The 14274-nt window shown below is 72.9% G+C and carries 20 protein-coding genes; 10 read left to right on the top strand and 10 right to left on the bottom strand.

The annotated features are described in order from the left end of the window. The first annotated feature begins 98 nt into the window (after nucleotides 1-98). The 4 genes from AB0J72_RS37270 to AB0J72_RS37255 are packed head-to-tail and all read left to right on the top strand — an operon-like array spanning nucleotide 99 to nucleotide 3222. Nucleotides 99-998, top strand: coding sequence for a diacylglycerol kinase family protein (locus tag AB0J72_RS37270; protein WP_363407495.1), 900 nt, complete (start codon nucleotides 99-101; stop codon nucleotides 996-998). Then, the gene (locus AB0J72_RS37265) at nucleotides 995-1792 is read left to right on the top strand and encodes a metallophosphoesterase (protein WP_363407492.1); all 798 of its coding nucleotides are present in this window, start codon (nucleotides 995-997) and stop codon (nucleotides 1790-1792) included. Before AB0J72_RS37270 ends, AB0J72_RS37265 begins: the two co-directional genes overlap by 4 nt. Before the next feature lie 21 nt (nucleotides 1793-1813). Beyond that, nucleotides 1814-2758: a hypothetical protein gene (locus AB0J72_RS37260; RefSeq protein ID WP_363407489.1), complete on the top strand. Its 945-nt coding sequence runs from the start codon at nucleotides 1814-1816 to the stop codon at nucleotides 2756-2758. Further along, a complete protein-coding gene (locus AB0J72_RS37255; RefSeq protein WP_363407529.1) occupies nucleotides 2755-3222 on the top strand; it encodes a GGDEF domain-containing protein in 468 nt (155 codons plus the stop codon). The genes AB0J72_RS37260 and AB0J72_RS37255 overlap by 4 nt, the downstream gene beginning before the upstream one ends. Here AB0J72_RS37255 and AB0J72_RS37250 read toward each other — a convergent pair. Both AB0J72_RS37250 and AB0J72_RS37245 read right to left on the bottom strand, forming a co-directional pair. Further along, nucleotides 3206-3850 (bottom strand): trimeric intracellular cation channel family protein, encoded by a 645-nt coding sequence (locus AB0J72_RS37250; protein WP_363407486.1) that lies wholly within the window; start codon nucleotides 3848-3850, stop codon nucleotides 3206-3208. The genes AB0J72_RS37255 and AB0J72_RS37250 overlap by 17 nt on opposite strands. A gap of 123 nt (nucleotides 3851-3973) precedes the next feature. Continuing rightward, entirely contained in the window at nucleotides 3974-4936 is a 963-nt protein-coding gene (locus AB0J72_RS37245) for an EamA family transporter (RefSeq protein WP_363407483.1), read from the bottom strand. Between the two features lie 66 nt (nucleotides 4937-5002). Between AB0J72_RS37245 and AB0J72_RS37240 the strand changes: the two genes are divergently transcribed. Beyond that, entirely contained in the window at nucleotides 5003-5890 is an 888-nt protein-coding gene (locus tag AB0J72_RS37240; protein WP_363407480.1) for a LysR family transcriptional regulator, read from the top strand. Nucleotides 5891-6168: 278 nt separating this feature from the next. Here AB0J72_RS37240 and AB0J72_RS37235 read toward each other — a convergent pair whose 3' ends face one another. The 5 genes from AB0J72_RS37235 to AB0J72_RS37215 all read right to left on the bottom strand — a co-directional run bounded on the left by AB0J72_RS37235 (nucleotide 6169) and on the right by AB0J72_RS37215 (nucleotide 8943). After that, entirely contained in the window at nucleotides 6169-6585 is a 417-nt protein-coding gene (locus AB0J72_RS37235; RefSeq protein ID WP_363407477.1) for a cupin domain-containing protein, read from the bottom strand. A 35-nt stretch (nucleotides 6586-6620) separates the two neighbouring features. Beyond that, nucleotides 6621-7013: a VOC family protein gene (locus AB0J72_RS37230; protein ID WP_363407474.1), complete on the bottom strand. Its 393-nt coding sequence runs from the start codon at nucleotides 7011-7013 to the stop codon at nucleotides 6621-6623. Then, nucleotides 7010-7309, bottom strand: a complete 300-nt coding sequence (locus tag AB0J72_RS37225) for a metalloregulator ArsR/SmtB family transcription factor (RefSeq protein WP_360562505.1) — start codon at nucleotides 7307-7309, stop codon at nucleotides 7010-7012. Before AB0J72_RS37225 ends, AB0J72_RS37230 begins: the two co-directional genes overlap by 4 nt. A gap of 42 nt (nucleotides 7310-7351) precedes the next feature. Then, nucleotides 7352-8005: an SIMPL domain-containing protein gene (locus AB0J72_RS37220; RefSeq protein ID WP_363407470.1), complete on the bottom strand. Its 654-nt coding sequence runs from the start codon at nucleotides 8003-8005 to the stop codon at nucleotides 7352-7354. A gap of 386 nt (nucleotides 8006-8391) precedes the next feature. Then, nucleotides 8392-8943 carry a hypothetical protein gene (locus AB0J72_RS37215; protein WP_363407467.1) on the bottom strand — a complete coding sequence of 184 codons (552 nt, stop codon included), beginning with the start codon at nucleotides 8941-8943 and terminating at the stop codon, nucleotides 8392-8394. Nucleotides 8944-8998: 55 nt separating this feature from the next. On the opposite strand from AB0J72_RS37215, the gene AB0J72_RS37210 reads away from it, so the two are divergent. Beyond that, nucleotides 8999-9418, top strand: coding sequence for a DUF1810 domain-containing protein (locus AB0J72_RS37210; protein ID WP_363407464.1), 420 nt, complete (start codon nucleotides 8999-9001; stop codon nucleotides 9416-9418). Nucleotide 9419: 1 nt separating this feature from the next. Here AB0J72_RS37210 and AB0J72_RS37205 read toward each other — a convergent pair whose 3' ends face one another. Then, entirely contained in the window at nucleotides 9420-9698 is a 279-nt protein-coding gene (locus AB0J72_RS37205; RefSeq protein WP_363407461.1) for a hypothetical protein, read from the bottom strand. A 128-nt stretch (nucleotides 9699-9826) separates the two neighbouring features. Between AB0J72_RS37205 and AB0J72_RS37200 the strand changes: the two genes are divergently transcribed. Both AB0J72_RS37200 and AB0J72_RS37195 read left to right on the top strand, forming a co-directional pair. Next, nucleotides 9827-10198 (top strand): hypothetical protein, encoded by a 372-nt coding sequence (locus AB0J72_RS37200; RefSeq protein ID WP_363407458.1) that lies wholly within the window; start codon nucleotides 9827-9829, stop codon nucleotides 10196-10198. A gap of 100 nt (nucleotides 10199-10298) precedes the next feature. Then, the gene (locus AB0J72_RS37195; protein ID WP_360562514.1) at nucleotides 10299-10652 is read left to right on the top strand and encodes a hypothetical protein; all 354 of its coding nucleotides are present in this window, start codon (nucleotides 10299-10301) and stop codon (nucleotides 10650-10652) included. A gap of 7 nt (nucleotides 10653-10659) precedes the next feature. On the opposite strand, the gene AB0J72_RS37190 is transcribed toward AB0J72_RS37195, so the two are convergent. Further along, complete coding sequence (locus tag AB0J72_RS37190) at nucleotides 10660-11268, bottom strand: LysM peptidoglycan-binding domain-containing C40 family peptidase (protein WP_363407455.1); 609 nt, start codon at nucleotides 11266-11268, stop codon at nucleotides 10660-10662. 37 nt (nucleotides 11269-11305) lie between these two features. Then, on the bottom strand, nucleotides 11306-12409 hold the full coding sequence (locus AB0J72_RS37185; RefSeq protein ID WP_363407452.1) for an acyltransferase: 1104 nt from the start codon (nucleotides 12407-12409) through the stop codon (nucleotides 11306-11308). 108 nt (nucleotides 12410-12517) lie between these two features. Here AB0J72_RS37185 and AB0J72_RS37180 point away from each other — a divergent pair, with 108 nt between their 5' ends. Continuing rightward, nucleotides 12518-12946, top strand: a complete 429-nt coding sequence (locus AB0J72_RS37180; RefSeq protein ID WP_363407449.1) for a hypothetical protein — start codon at nucleotides 12518-12520, stop codon at nucleotides 12944-12946. 108 nt (nucleotides 12947-13054) lie between these two features. Continuing rightward, nucleotides 13055-14218: a PLP-dependent aspartate aminotransferase family protein gene (locus AB0J72_RS37175; RefSeq protein ID WP_363407446.1), complete on the top strand. Its 1164-nt coding sequence runs from the start codon at nucleotides 13055-13057 to the stop codon at nucleotides 14216-14218. Nucleotides 14219-14274: the final 56 nt, after the last annotated feature.

Here is a 14274-nt window from a genome sequence, read left to right as displayed (position 1 = left end):
CCACACGCAAACTGTCAACAGTCCTTATCAATATTCACGAAAGCCGACGGCCACCCGCGCGACAGCGGCCGGCCCGGCGGGGTTCGTACGATCCGCCCGTGGAACGCGTCGCGGTGGTGTACAACGACCGGTCCGGGGCGTTGCTGGGCGGGGACCCGCCGGCGGAACGGCTCGTCCGGCGGTTCGGCGAGTCGGGCGTGACGGCGCAGGTGCGCGCGTTCGCGCCGGAGACCCTCGGCGCCGACGTCGAGGAGCTGCTGAAGGGCGGGCCCGACGCGGTGTTCGTCGCCGGAGGGGACGGCACCGTCCGGGCCGTCGCCGAGCGCATGCTGGGCGGCGACGTCCCGCTCGGGGTGCTGCCGGCCGGCACGATGAACGTGCTCGCCCGCGACCTCGGCGTGCCGGAGGACCTGGACCGCGCGATCGGGGCGCTCCTGGCGGCGCCGGTCCGCCGGATCGACGTGGCGACGGTGAACGGCGTGCCGTTCCTGTGCAGCTCGACGCTGGCGATGATGCCGCACCTCGGGCGGCTCCGGGAGCACGCGCGCGGGCGGCGCGGCGCCGGCACGGTGCGGCTGCTCGGACGCGGTTGGCGGCTGCTGCGGCGGTACCCCCGGCTGCGGCTGACGATCGACGTCGACGGGCGCGTGTACGAGGCGCGCACCAGGGCCGTCGTGATCTCCTGCAACCCTCTCGACGCCGGGCCGGCCCCGATGCCGGGCCGGCAGCGGCTCGACGCCGGCACGCTCGCCGTCTACGTCACCGAGGACCGGACCGGTTGGGACCTCCTGCGGGTCGCCGGCAAGCTGGTGCGGGGCACCTGGCAGCGGGATCCGGGGGTCCACACGTACATCGGCGAAACCGTGCGCGTGAAGACGCCGGCGCTGGCGATGATGAGCGTCATGAGCGACGGCGAGACCGCCCAGCTGACGGTGCCGCTGCACTACGAGCTGCGGCGGCGCGCGCTCGCCGTGCTCGCACCGAGGGACCGGCCGTGACGACGATCGCGCAGATCTCCGACCTGCACTTCGGCCGGCACGTCCCGGCCATGGCGCAGGCCGTGCTGGCCGAGCTGCGCGCCGCCGCGCCGGCGCTGGTCGCGGTGTGCGGCGACCTGACCCAGACGGCGAGCGACGCGGAGTTCCGGGCGGTCCGCGCCTTCCTCGACGAGCTGCCCGCCCCGGCGGTCGTCGTCCCCGGCAACCACGACCTGCCCGGCTGGCGGGTGTGGACGCGGTTCGCCCGGCCGTGGCGGTCGTGGCGCCACCACCTCGGCACCGACCCGGACGGCCTGGTCACCTGGTCCGGCGCCGGCGTCACCGCGGTCGGGGTCACCACCGCGCGCCGGTGGGGACCGCACCACGACTGGTCCCGCGGGCGGCTCGACGCCCGGCAGATCGCCGCCGTCGCCGCCGCGTTCGACGAGACGCCCGGCGGCGACCTGCGGGTGCTCGTCGCGCACCACCCGTTCCTGCTGACCGCCGCCGGGCGCGCCCGCGGCCTGGTCGGACGGTCCAGCCCGGCGCTGCGGCACCTGCGGGGGCGGGCGGACCTGCTGCTCGGCGGGCACGTGCACCTCGCGTACAGCGGCCTCGTCGACGGCCTCGTCGTCGCGCAGTCGGGCACCGCGTTCTCCGACCGCCTCAAGGGCGAACCGAACAGCTTCAACCTGATCGAGGCCACCGGCGACCGGCTGACCGTCACGGCCCGGCGCTGGACCGGCGACCGGTTCGAGTCGGGCCGGCACGACGCGTACACCCGCGACAACCACCGATGGAAGACCATCGCTTGAACGACGCTCTACAGTGTCGGCATGGCGTTGCGGGGTCGGCAGGTGCTCGTGCTGGTCGCGGCGGTGGTGGCGGCCGTCGCCCTCGCCGTCGCGGGGATCGTGCTGGTCGTGGCCAAGGTCGGCGGCGGGGCTCCCGTGAGCGTGACCGCGACCGCTACCGGGGACGGCGACCTCGAGGTGACCCGGGCGCTGCTGCGGGCCCGGATGAAGGCCGCCAAGCTGCGCGACCCGTCGGTGACCCGCGACGGCGACCGCAAGCTCGTCCTGACCGCCCGCGGCGCCACGGCCGCGCAGCTGAAGGCGCTGACCGCGCCGGGCCGGCTGCACTTCCGGCGGGTCGCCGCGGCCGCCGACGGCTCCGGCGCCGCCACCTCCTCCCTGCCCGCGCCGACGTCGACCCCACCGGTCGCCGCGTCCCTCGGCGACGCCTACACCGCGGCGTCCTCGGTCACCACCGAGCAGGAGGCGCAGGCGCTGCCGGCGTCGGTACGGGCGGCCTTCGCCTCCTTGCCGCCGGCGGACGTCGCGACCCTCCCGGCCCGGATGCGGCTGCTCATCCCCGAGATCCGCTGCGAGCAGCTCTCGGCCCGCCCCGCCGACGTCGCCGGCGAGCCCGTCGTCGCCTGCGAGGGCCCCACCAAGATGCTGCTGGACCCGGCCACCATCACCGGCGCCGACATCGCCTCGGCCGACGCCGCCCGCTCCGAGCAGGGCATGTGGGTGGTGGTCGCGTCGTTCCGCCCCGACGCGCAGGCCAAGTTCACCAACCTGTCGAAGCAGCTCTTCGACGCCCAGGAGCGCCTCGCCATCGTCCTGGACAACACCGTCATCTCCGCCCCGCAGATGGCCGGCGTCATCCCCGGCGACGTCCAGGTCACCGGCAACTTCACCGAGTCCAAGGTCCGCACCCTCGCCGCCCAGCTCAGCGGCGGCGGCGAACTCCCCGTCACCCTGACCGTCGGCTGATCCCGGCGGCGGCTGGGCCCGGCGAGGTCCTCGCGGTGCTGCTGCTGGACCTCGACGGGTTCAAGCCGGTGAACGACACGCACGGCCACGCCGCCGGCGACCTGATGCTCACCGCCGTCGCGCGGCGCTTCGCCGCCGCCGTGCGCCCCGGCGACACCGTCGCCCGCCTCGGCGGCGACGAGTTCGGCGTCGTGCTCGCCGCCCTGGGCTCGCCGGTGCAGGCGGACGAGATCGCCGCCCGCCTGGTCGCCCGCGCCGCCGAGCCGGTCCCGTCCGACGGCCGCGACCTCCGCGTGGGGGCCGGCGCCGGCATCGCGCTCGCCCGCGGCCCCGGCCACCCGCCCGACCGGCTGCTCGAGTCCGCCGACGACGCCCTGTGCGAGGCGAAGGCCGCCGGCCGCAACCGGGCCCGCCGCGCCAGGACGACGGTCCCTGAACGGCGCGGGCTCAGCTCGGGTCGGTAGGGGGGCGGCGTTGCCAGGCTCGGGGGGCGGTCCACTTGCGGAGCATCGCGGCGAGGCGGAAGGCGAAGACGAACACGGCCGCGGCCACCGCGACGGCCGGCATGGGCAGGCCCGCCTCGTGGGCGGCGGCGACCGCGACGGCTCCCGCGGCGGCGGGGATCGCGTACAGGTGGGTGTCGGCCTTGACGAGGGCGGGCGTCTCGCGGGCGGTGATGTCGCGCAGCACGCCGCCCCCGACGGCGGTCGTGATGCCCAGCAGGACGGCCTGGATGGGGCCCAGGTCGTGCTCGAACGCCTTCAGGGTGCCGGTGACGCAGAACAGGCCCAGTCCGGCGGCGTCGAAGACGAGGACCGTGAAGGACAGGCGCCGGGCGAGCGGGTGGATGAAGAACGTGACGGCCGCGGCGGCGAGGGGGATGACGAGGTAGGTGAGGTTCGCGAACGCGGGCGGCGGCGTGTCGCCGATGATCACGTCGCGGAGAATGCCGCCGCCGAGCGCGGTCAGCAGCGCCAGGATCACGATGCCGACGACGTCGAACCCCTTCTGAATGGCCATGAGCGCGCCGGAGGTCGCGAACACGTACAGCCCGGCGAGCTCCAGGACGATGACGACGGCACCTGCTGACATGCCGACCAGTGTCGCCGGTTCAGAAGTTGTGGTCGGCACCGACCGGCAGCAAAAGGCTCCTCGGGGTGCGGCGCGGGCGGCCTGCTGTACGTCACCGTCGAAGGCAGACCCGTCGCGATCCTGTCACCGGTCACCGGCGGGGACGTGCCCGGCGCCGCACGGCTGGAGGGCGCCGTCCGGCACGTCGTCGTCTCCGGCGGCCGGATCTGGACCACCGACGGCACCACCCTGCGCGCCTACAGCCCCTGAGCCGGCCCGCGCGTCCGCGTCCTGCGGGGTGCGGGCGCCGGTCCGGGTGGCGCCGACGCCGGCGGTGACCACCAGGGCGACGCCGACGACCGCCACCGGTCCGGGCGCCTGGTGCAGCAGGAGCGCGCCGGCCACGAGCGCCAACGCCGGCTCGAGGCTCATCAGCGTGCCGAAGGCGCCGGCGGTGAGCTTGCGCAACGCGTACATCTCCAGGCTGAACGGCACGACGCTCAGCAGGACCGCCAGCCCGAGCCCCGCGGCGAGCACGGGCCAGGAGAGGCCGGCGACGACCGCCGGGCCGGCGACCACGGTGGAGACGAGACCGGCGACGGCGGTGGAGACGGCGAGGCCCGCGTAGCCGCTGACGTGGTCGCCGACGTGCTGGGTCAGCAGGATGTACCCGGCCCAGCACACGGCGGCCGCGAGGGCGAACCCGATGCCGGCCGGGTCGGTGCCGCCGTGCCACGGCTCCGTCAGGAGCACGACGCCCGCGCCGGCCAGGACGGGCCAGACCAGCGTCGCGCGCCGGCCGCGGACCGCCGCCACGCCGAGGGGGCCGAGGAACTCCAAGGCGGCGGCGGTGGCGAGCGGGATCCGCGCGACCGCGGCCATGAACGACAGCATCAGGCAGGCGGTGACGACCCCGAGCGCGACGGTGGCCAGGAGGCTGGCGCGGGTGAAGTCCCGCCGCCGCGGCCGCACCAGCACGAGCAGGAGCAGCGCGGCGCAGACGAGGCGCAGGCAGACGGCGCCCGACGGGCCGACGCTGTCGAACAGGCCGACCGAGGCGGCCAGCCCGATCTGGATGCAGACCATGGAAGCGATCGCGGCGAACATACCGCGAAGTAGACGCCATCCGGATCGTCCACGTCCACGTGTGATTCGCTGATGTACCGTTCGCAAATGCTGAACAATGACCGCCTGCTGCTGCTGGCGGAGCTGGCCCGGCTCGGCTCGATGCGGGAGGTCGCCGACGAGCTCGGCACCACCACCTCGACGGTGTCACAACAGCTGGCGGTCCTCGCCAAGGAGGCCGGCACCGCCCTGACCGAACCCGACGGGCGACGGGTCCGCCTCACCCCGGCGGGCCGCCGGCTGGCCCGGCACGCGGTGACGATCCTCGCCGCCGTCGAGGCCGCGCGGCTGGACCTGGACCCGTCCGCCGAGCCGGCCGGCACGGTCCGCGTCGCGGGCTTCGCCACCGCGATCCGCCGCTCCCTGCTGCCGATCGTCGCCGCCATGCCGTCCCGGCACCCCGCGCTGCGCGTCCTCATCCACGAGCACGAGCCGGCCGAGGTGCTGCAGCTGCTCGCCGGCGACCGGGTCGACCTCGGCCTCACGTACGACTACAACCTCGCGCCGGCCCCGCTCCCCGACACCGTCGAGGCCACCGCCCTGTGGACCAGCGAGTGGAGCCTCGGCGTGCCCGCGGGCCGCGCCGTCCAGGGCACCGCGCTGGAGGTGTTCCGGCACTTCGAGGGCACCCACTGGCTCGTCAACTCCCGCAACACCGCCGACGACGACGTGGTCCGCACCGTCGCGTCGCTGGCCGGCCACACCCCGCTGATCGCCCACCGCGCCGACAGCCTCGACCTGATCCAGGACCTGATCGTCGCCGGCCTCGGCATCGGCCTCCTGCCCGCCGACCAGCCCACGGTCCCCGGCGTCACGCTGGTGCCGCTGCGCTCCCCCGAGGTGACGATGCGCGCGTTCGCCGTGACCCGCCTCGGCCGCCGCGCCTGGCCGCCCCTCGCCGTCCTCCTCGACCTGCTGGCTACCGCAGCGCGCTGAGGACCGCCGCCAACCGGCCGCGGGGCCGAGGTTGTCCCAGTCGACGACGACCAGGGCGCCGTCCGGGTCGCTCAGGACGTTCTCGGGGTGCAGGTCGCGGTGGCAGACGACCAGGGCGCCGGCGCGGCCGGGGTCACGCCGGCGGACAGGTCGTCCACGGTTCCCCGGCGCTCGGCGAGCGCGTCGGTCCACCGGCCCGCGGTCGCCGGCCAGGAGCTTGGGACCGGCGGACACCTGGATGTCGCCGGTCCAGTCGTACGCCTCGCGGGCGTGCCCGATCATCGCGGGTTGCCGGCGCCGTCCGTGCCGTCGGGCAGGGCGTGGCCGGTGGTGCTGTCGACGTGGGCGGGGACCGTGCCGTCGTGGCGGTCGCCGGTGGTGACGGTGCCGGTCGGCTCGAACATGAGGATCGCGCCGCCCGGGGACGACGGGCGGTGCTCGACGCCGCGCGGCACGACGAACGTGTCGCCCTTGTGCAGCCGCACGACCCGCTCGCCGTGCTCGTCGCGGACGGCGACGTCGAACTGCCCGTCGAGCACCAGGAAGAACTCGTCCGTGTGCTCGTGCACGTGCCAGACGTGCTCGCCGAGGGTGTGCGCGATCCGCACGTCGTAGTCGTTGACCCGGGCGACGATCCGCGGGCTGTAGACGTCGTCGAAGGAGGCGAGGGCTTCGGTGAGGTTCACGGGCTGCATGCCTCCCATGCTCCACCCGCCGTCTTGTACGTTCCTTACGTCGCCTGCTGGGCCGCGATCTGGATCAGGTTGCCGCACGTGTCGTCGAACGTGGCGACGGTGACCGGGCCCATCTCCGTCGGCTCCTGGGTGAAGACGACGCCGAGGGCGCGCATCCGCTCGTACTCCTTGTGCACGTCCTCGACGGCGAACGACGTGAACGGGATGCCGTCCTCGATGAGCGCCGCCCGGAACGGGGCGACGGCCGGGTGGTTCGCCGGCTCGAGGAGCAGCTCGGTGCCGTCGGGGCGTTCCGGCGACACCACGGTCAGCCAGCTGAACTCCCCCATCGGCACGTCGTGCTTCTTCACGAAGCCGAGCACCTCGGTGTAGAACTTCAGCGCCTTGGCCTGATCGTCGACGAACACGCTCGCCATGTTGATGATCATGTTTGCTCCGGCTCTCTCGGGATCAGCCACCGCTCGACGATCTCCCGCAGCGGGCGCGTGTCGAGGTGGTGGTACTTGTACCGCCCCTCCCGGCGCGCCACGACCAGCCCGGCCGCCTCCAGGAGCTCCAGATGCTGGGAGATCGCCTGGCGCGACGAGCTGATGTGGTGCTTCATGGTGAGGCGGCTACAGAGTTCGAACAGTGTCTGCCCGTCGCGGTCGGTCAGCTCGTCGACGATCGCGCGGCGGGTCGGATCGGCGAGCGCCTTGAAGACGTCGCCGCTCATCTCGCTCATGACCCACTCATGATAGGCAAGCAGCTACTTGCATATCAAGTCTCACAGCACCGTCGGTGCCGTGATCGTGAACCGCGCCTCGACCCCCGCCCGCACCCGCTGCCGCTGCGGATCCAGCTCGAGCGGCGCCGGTCCGCCGTACGACGCCCGCTTCATCGCCCCGGCGTCGTACCCCAGGACCTGTGGGAACGACTCCGAGCCGCGGCTCAGCCCCGGGTCGGACAGCTCGAGGAGGTCGACGACCTGCGCCCCGAGCGCGTCGGCGTACTCCTTGCCGCGGACGATCGCATCGGCGACCGCGTCCCGCCGCACCTCCTTGAACACCGGGCTGTCGGGCCGCAGCGACCACACCGGCCCGTGCACGTGCGTCTGGTCCTGGTTCGCGACGGTCAGCAGCATCTCCCCCAGCGCCGCGAAGTCCTTCATCACCACCGTGGTCGACACGCTGCCGGAGTACGCGGTGACCCGCTCACCCTTCTTGCCCATCTCCGGGTGTACGTGCAGCCCGCTGGTCTCCCGCCGCTCGATCCCGTCGCCGTACCGGTCGAACAACCCGCGCAACGCCTCGACCCGCTCCCGCAGCCGCGTCAGGGTCGCCTCCCGATCCTTGTCCCGCGCGACCACCGTCACCGTGAACTCGGCCAACTCGGGGTCGACCTCACGCACCGCTTCACCACGCACCGCAACCACCGTCATCCCGCGAGCCTAACCACCACCCGCCCCCACCAGCGCCCCACGATCCCGCGCGATTCCGGTAGCCAGAGCCAGCAGAACGATTCGGGATCATGAACTAGCGACGCGAGAGCTGAGTGCCTCACCGACCTCATGGTCGTCGCTCGCCGTCATGCCGCGCGGCGGCGAGCGCGCCAAAGTCCGCCAGCAGGCCGATACGCAGCGCGGCGCGGGATGCCTACGGCCCCTCCACAGCCACACCTTCCGTCACTCTTCGTAGTGAAAGACCGGGTGACCCGGCGCGACAGCTGCCCCGCCGTCTGCGCCGCTTCGCCCGCGCAGGCGCGGGCCGCCGTCCGTCAAGCGGGCCAGTCGTCAGGCGGGCCCAGTCGTCAGGGCGGACCCAGCCGTCAGGCGGGCCAGTCGTCCAGGACGTAGCGGCGGATGAGGGCCGCGTGGGACAGCGGCGTCGACAGGTCCGTCACGTCGCCGTTGGTCGTGTAGTCGAGCAGGACCACCTCGCCGCCCTCCGCGAGCCGCCGCAGCTCCCCGACCTGCTCCGCCGCCCGGTGCTCCAGCACCCAGCGATACACCGGTAAGTAGATCTGGCGGCGGGCCGTCTCGTAGTCCAGCAGCGTGTCACCCGTCAGCCCGCGCCGGTGCCCGTGGACCTGCCCGAACCGGCGGACCGTCCGCTTCAGCCCGGTCATGCCCGTCGCCGTGAGCTTCGCCGGGTCGACGTCGGCGGTGTCGAACACCTTCAGCGCCTGCCAGATGCCCTCGACCGACGCCCCGTCCGTCCCCGGGCTGAACGGCACCGGGATGCCGCCGTGCGGATAGAACGGGCTGAGCCGCACCCACGGCTGCGGCCCCCGCGACGTCACGTCCAGCACCGTCGCTCCCGGGAACGCCGCCGCCAGCGAGGCCGCGCCCCGCCGCCTGCTCGCCACATGCACCGTCATGGAAACACCCCTCCCCGTCACACGCATCATGCCCAGGGGGTACGACAATTTTGGGATGGATGATCCGTACGACCTGGTCAGGTTCGTGGTCGCGCAGGAGGACACCTACGACGACGCGCTCGACGAGCTGCGCCGGGGGCGCAAGCGCGGCCACTGGATGTGGTTCGTGTTTCCGCAGGTGGCGGGGCTCGGGTCGAGCCACATGGCGCAGCGCTTCGCGATCTCGTCGCTGGACGAGGCCCGCGCGTACCTGCAGCACCCGGTCCTCGGTCCGCGCCTGCACGAGTGCGCCGAGGCGATGCTCGGTAACACGGAGGCGACCGCGCGGCAGGTCCTCGGCGACATCGACGCGATGAAGCTACGCTCGTCGATGACCCTGTTCCAGCTCGCCGCACCGGAGGACAACGTCTTCGCCCGGGTCGTCGACCGCTTCTTCGACGGTGCCCCCGACGCCGAGACGATCCGCCGGGTCTGAGTCAGGCGGGGCGTTCGAAGGGCAGTGGCATGCCGGCGGCGTCCAGGACGCGGACGTACCCGTCGACGATGGCCGCGAGGTGGTTCGCGGCGTAGGCCAGCTCCTCCTCCGCGGCGGCGGTGTCGCCGGAGCGCAGCAGGTCCAGGGCCCGCTGCACCTCGCCGGTGAGGACGGACAACGAGTCACCCTGCACCAGGACGCCGGGGTGGCGGCGGCCGGGCAGTCGTAACACCGCGTAGTTGTGCTGACCCGTCATCATCTCGACCTCGACCCGCGCCACCTCCCGATGGTACGGCGGGTGCACGCCGGAGCAGGGTCGAGGCGCTGGCACGTTTCCGGGATTTGTCGGCGTACGGAGTTGCCTACCTTCAATTCCAACAGCACACAGACTTTTCCAGGGAGCACACGATGAGCGACTTCGACTACGGCCACATCGAGACCGGCGAGAACCACGAGGCGCTGGACCAGCTGCACCAGGTCGACGCCAGCGAGCAGAACTACGACTCACAGTTCGGCGTGTACGAGCAGGACCACGCCTCCGCCGAGAGCACCAGCTTCGACCAGGGCCACCACATGTCGTACACCGACCCGAGCGGCGCGCAGTACGAGGAGTCGGACTACACCTCCTACGACCACAGCGCGGCTGAGACGGACCACGTGTTCGCCGCGGAGGGCTCCGAGTCGGCGTCCTCGAGCGAGTACCACGAGCTCGACGCTCTGCAGGCCCGCCTGGACAGCGCGTTCGCCTCGGCGACCCAGATCAGCGGCGTCTCGGCGTAACACCAAGCGAAACCCCTGGCGTGAGGCCGGCCACCACCACGGTGACCGGCCTTCGCCATGCCCGCGCTTAGGACGCGTGGCCGGCGGGTATCGCTGACCCATGGCGCAGTATGAGGTCAACGAGGACGCGGTGGCGTACGCGCGGAAGCTGATCGACGCGCGGCAGTACGTGCTGGACAGCGACTGGGGCGCGGCGCAGCCCAAGGCGGCCGACGACAACGCGTTCCTGGAGAAGCACACGTGGGACGAGTACGCGCGGTGGCATCTCGGGCTGACCGTCGGCCCGGGTGAGGAGACGAAGGCGCGTTACGCGTTCGCCTACGGGGACCTGCGGCGGCTGCACCGCACCGGCCTGATCGCCTGTGTGTACCGGGCGTCGGAGTGGCGCCACAAGGAGGTCGAGCTGGCCGCGCACGACCTCCTCCAGTACCTCGACGAGAAGACCGCCAAGTAGCGCGGAGCTACGGCAGGCGGACGAACGCCACCACGTTCTCCGTGCGCGGCAGCGCCTGCAGGTGCACGGAGACGCCCGTGTGGCCGGCGTTCACGACCTGGTTCCCGCCGATGTACAGCATCACGTGGCCGCCGTTGTTGGTGAAGACGAGGTCACCCGGTTCCAGGGCTTCCCGGGTCACCCTCTGTCCGATTTTGATCTGATCGTACGTGATGCGGGGCAGCTGCACACCGGCGGCCTGCCAGGCTCGCATGACCAGCCCGGAGCAGTCGAACGTCTCAGGTCCAGCGGTCGCGAACTTGTACGGCTTGCCGACCTGCGCCTTGGCGTAGGCGATCGCGGTGGCGGCCCGGGCGGCCCGGGTGGAGCCGGTGATCGTCAGCGTCTGACCGATCCTGATCAGGGTCGAGGTGCCGAGGTTGTTGAGCCGCTGCAGGTCGGCGACCGTGGTCCCGTTGCGCCGCGCCAACCCCCATAGCGTGTCTCCCGCCTGTACGACCACCGTCTGCGCGACGGGTTGAGCGGGAGCCGGCGCCGCGTGCGCGACCGCCGCCGGGGCGAGGGCAGCTACGGCCGCGGTGAGGACGGCTGATGCCTTGAGCCAGGGTGCATCCATGCAACGGAACATAACGAGCCATACTTGGAAATGTCCCTCATATCCGAATATTCGCATCAGCGGGCGGGCGGCCGCGTTCGAAGCGGTGGAACGCCGCCCAGCACGCCGCGAGCACCACCGCGAACGCCGGCAGCCACAGGATCCGCGCCGCCATCCACCCCGGCGTGTCGGGGATCGTGTGCAGGCCGGGCCGGGTACCGTCGACCAGCAGCGACACCGCGATCATCGCCGTCTGGTGCCACAGGAACACCGTCATCGCCGACAGGTTCAGCAGCGCGACGCAGGCCCACACGACCGGCCGGCGCAGCACCGCCCGGAGCGGCTCGAGCAGCAGCAACGCCAGCCCGCACTGGGCGAGACCGAAGGTGACCGCCGCGAGGGTCGGCGGGTTGAGGTTCGACAGGCCCTCGCCGGGCACCCCGACCATCGACGCGGGGTAACCGAACCAGCGGATGAGCACCGCCGTCGCCACGGCCCCGCCGGCCAGCAGCGTCCAGCCGGTCCGCCGTACGTCGAGCGCGCCGCGGGACCAGGCCGCACCGAGGCAGAACGGCACCAGCCACCCCGCGGCCAGGTTGACCCAGCCGAGCCACTCGGGGCCGAGCGGGCCGAAGCGCAGCACGTCCACGGCGATCACCACGCTCAGCGGCCACTGCCAGTGCAGCCGCGACACCAGCGGCGCGACGGCGGTCAGCGCGGCGAAGACCAGCAGGAACCACAGCGGCGACAGGACCAGTTTCACCAGCGTGTGCACGGTACGGTCGGCGGCGCCGGCGGCCAGCATCGCCGTCACGACGACCGCCCACACGCCGAGCAGCGGTGGCACCGGCCGCAGCAGGCGGGTCAGCCGCGCCGCGAGCCACCGGCGGTAGGGCAGCGTCCGCGGCCGGCCGGCGGTGTACCCGCCGACGAGGAAGAACACGGCGAGCGTCTGGAACAGCCAGGACACGGGTGCCAGGTCGGGCATGAACCGCAGCGGGCTGGCGCCGCGCACCTCGCCACCGTCGGTGACCAGCGCCGTCACCATCCAGTGGCCGAGCACGACCCCGCCGATCGCGAGGGCGCGCAGCCCGTCGACCGCACGGTCACGGGTCGGCGGGGTCCTGTCTTCCAAGCGCTGCGCAAGGGCGAGCAAAGCCATGCGGCGACGCTACGGTTGACGCACCCGCACCGTCGTCACGCTGCGGGACTGCATCGCAGTACCACCCCGGTACTACATCGCTGGACGGCGTCCGGTACCAAGGTGGGCATGAATCGTCTCTGGTGGTGGTGCGGCGGGGTCGTCGGCGCGGTCGTCCTGGTGACCGGATACCTGATCGCGACCGACTTCCCGGCCCGGTCCGACGCGCTCGCGGCGCGCCAGCCCGGCACGTGTGGGCTGCTGACCGCCGGCGCGAACGCCCCCTACGGTGTGGTCGCCTCCTGCATGATGCTCGGCCGGCGCACCCCGCCGGGCGGCGACCCCGACGGCACCGTGTTCGTCGTGCTGGAGACCGACCGCGGGCCGGTCGCGCTGCGCGTCGAGTACAACGGCGAGGGCGACGCGTACACCGCCGACGCCGTGGAGATCCCGGCCTATCTCGCGCCCGGCATCTCCGGCGACCTCGGCAACCGCATCAAGGACGGCATCAACCAGCGGGGCGGCCTGCGCGCCGAGCCGTGGCGGGTGCACGGCTGAGCACCGGGCGGCTGAGCACCGGGCCCTGGGACCCAGGGCCAAAGACCTAGGAGTCCGCCAGCCCAAGGCCCGAGGCCGCGACCCACCCGCCCGTGCCAGGCTGAACCCATGGAAACGCAAGCGAGCATGACCAGGCTGCTGCACCCGCACGTCGCACCCCAGGCGGGCGGGGCGCCGCTGGTCACGCCGATCCACCAGACCAGCACCTATGAGCTGCCCCGCACCGACGAGGCCGCGCGGATCGCGGCCGCGGTGGCGCCCACCGGCTACTACACCCGGTATGGCTCGCCCAACGCCCGCGAGGCCGAGGCGATGCTCGCCGACCTCGACGGCGCCGAGGCGGCCCTGCTGGTCGGCAGCGGCATGGCGGCCGTCAGCGCCGCCCTGCTGTCCACGGTGGCCGCCAACCCCGGTGAGATCCTGGCCCAGAAGAGCCACTACACCGGCACGCTGACGCTGCTGCAGGAGATGCTGCCCGCGTTCGGCCGGCAGGTGCGGCTGGTGCCGCAGGAGGAGCTCGCCGCCGCGGCCGGCAAGGAGACCCGGGTCGTCTACGTCGAGACGCCCAGCAACCCGACGATGAGCCTGACCGACCTGCGCGCCGTGCGGGCCGCCGCCCCCGACGCGATCATCATCGCCGACAACACCTTCGCCACGCCGTACAACACCCGGCCCCTCGACTTCGGGGTCGATCTGGTCGTGCAGTCGGCCACGAAGTACCTCAACGGGCACAGCGACGTCACCGCCGGCGTCGTCACCGGGTCGGCCGCCCTGATCGCGAAGGCGTGGGAGACCGCGCGGGTCCTCGGACCGGTCTGCCATCCGTTCGAGGCGTGGCTGCTCGCCCGGGGGCTCAAGACGTTCCCGCTGCGGATGGCCCGGCACAACGCCAACGGGCTCGCGGTCGCGCGGTTCCTGGCCGAGCATCCGGCGGTGCGGGCCGTGCACCACCCCGGGCTGCCCAGCCATCCGCAGCACGACCTCGCGGTCCGGCAGATGCGCGGGCACGGCGGCATGCTCGCCTTCACCGTGGCGGACGCCGATGCTGCGGTAGGGGTGCTGCGCGCGACCAGGTTGTGCCGCAACGCGGTCAGCCTCGGCGGCCCCGAGACCCTCATCACGCACCCGGCGTCGCTCGTGTTCGCGCACCAGAGCGCCGAGGAGCTCGCCGCGTCGGGGGTCGACGCGACGATGCTGCGGCTGTCGGTCGGACTCGAGGAGCCCGAGGACATCGTCGCCGACCTCGCCGCCGCTCTGTCCACAGTGGACTGATGATCCAACTGGCAAGCGGTGGCAAACGGTTGTCGGCGTGAAGAACGCGCTGCTAG

This window comes from Dactylosporangium sp. NPDC049742 (assembly GCF_040674675.1).
Classification (GTDB): domain Bacteria; phylum Actinomycetota; class Actinomycetes; order Mycobacteriales; family Micromonosporaceae; genus Dactylosporangium; species Dactylosporangium maewongense.
This window is presented reverse-complemented; position numbering and strand designations above follow the sequence as displayed.

Coding starts and splice junctions, on each gene's coding strand:
- AB0J72_RS37215 (WP_363407467.1), bottom strand. CDS start 8,943: ATGACGGTGCATGTGGCGAGCAGGCGGCGGGGCGCGGCCTCGCTGGCG.
- AB0J72_RS37185 (WP_363407452.1), bottom strand. CDS start 12,409: ATGGCTTTGCTCGCCCTTGCGCAGCGCTTGGAAGACAGGACCCCGCCG.
- AB0J72_RS37190 (WP_363407455.1), bottom strand. CDS start 11,268: ATGGATGCACCCTGGCTCAAGGCATCAGCCGTCCTCACCGCGGCCGTA.
- AB0J72_RS37220 (WP_363407470.1), bottom strand. CDS start 8,005: ATGACGGTGGTTGCGGTGCGTGGTGAAGCGGTGCGTGAGGTCGACCCC.
- AB0J72_RS37210 (WP_363407464.1), top strand. CDS start 8,999: ATGGATGATCCGTACGACCTGGTCAGGTTCGTGGTCGCGCAGGAGGAC.
- AB0J72_RS37175 (WP_363407446.1), top strand. CDS start 13,055: ATGGAAACGCAAGCGAGCATGACCAGGCTGCTGCACCCGCACGTCGCA.
- AB0J72_RS37180 (WP_363407449.1), top strand. CDS start 12,518: ATGAATCGTCTCTGGTGGTGGTGCGGCGGGGTCGTCGGCGCGGTCGTC.
- AB0J72_RS37195 (WP_360562514.1), top strand. CDS start 10,299: ATGGCGCAGTATGAGGTCAACGAGGACGCGGTGGCGTACGCGCGGAAG.
- AB0J72_RS37250 (WP_363407486.1), bottom strand. CDS start 3,850: ATGTCAGCAGGTGCCGTCGTCATCGTCCTGGAGCTCGCCGGGCTGTAC.
- AB0J72_RS37245 (WP_363407483.1), bottom strand. CDS start 4,936: ATGTTCGCCGCGATCGCTTCCATGGTCTGCATCCAGATCGGGCTGGCC.
- AB0J72_RS37230 (WP_363407474.1), bottom strand. CDS start 7,013: ATGATCATCAACATGGCGAGCGTGTTCGTCGACGATCAGGCCAAGGCG.
- AB0J72_RS37225 (WP_360562505.1), bottom strand. CDS start 7,309: ATGAGCGAGATGAGCGGCGACGTCTTCAAGGCGCTCGCCGATCCGACC.
- AB0J72_RS37260 (WP_363407489.1), top strand. CDS start 1,814: ATGGCGTTGCGGGGTCGGCAGGTGCTCGTGCTGGTCGCGGCGGTGGTG.
- AB0J72_RS37240 (WP_363407480.1), top strand. CDS start 5,003: ATGCTGAACAATGACCGCCTGCTGCTGCTGGCGGAGCTGGCCCGGCTC.
- AB0J72_RS37235 (WP_363407477.1), bottom strand. CDS start 6,585: ATGCAGCCCGTGAACCTCACCGAAGCCCTCGCCTCCTTCGACGACGTC.
- AB0J72_RS37200 (WP_363407458.1), top strand. CDS start 9,827: ATGAGCGACTTCGACTACGGCCACATCGAGACCGGCGAGAACCACGAG.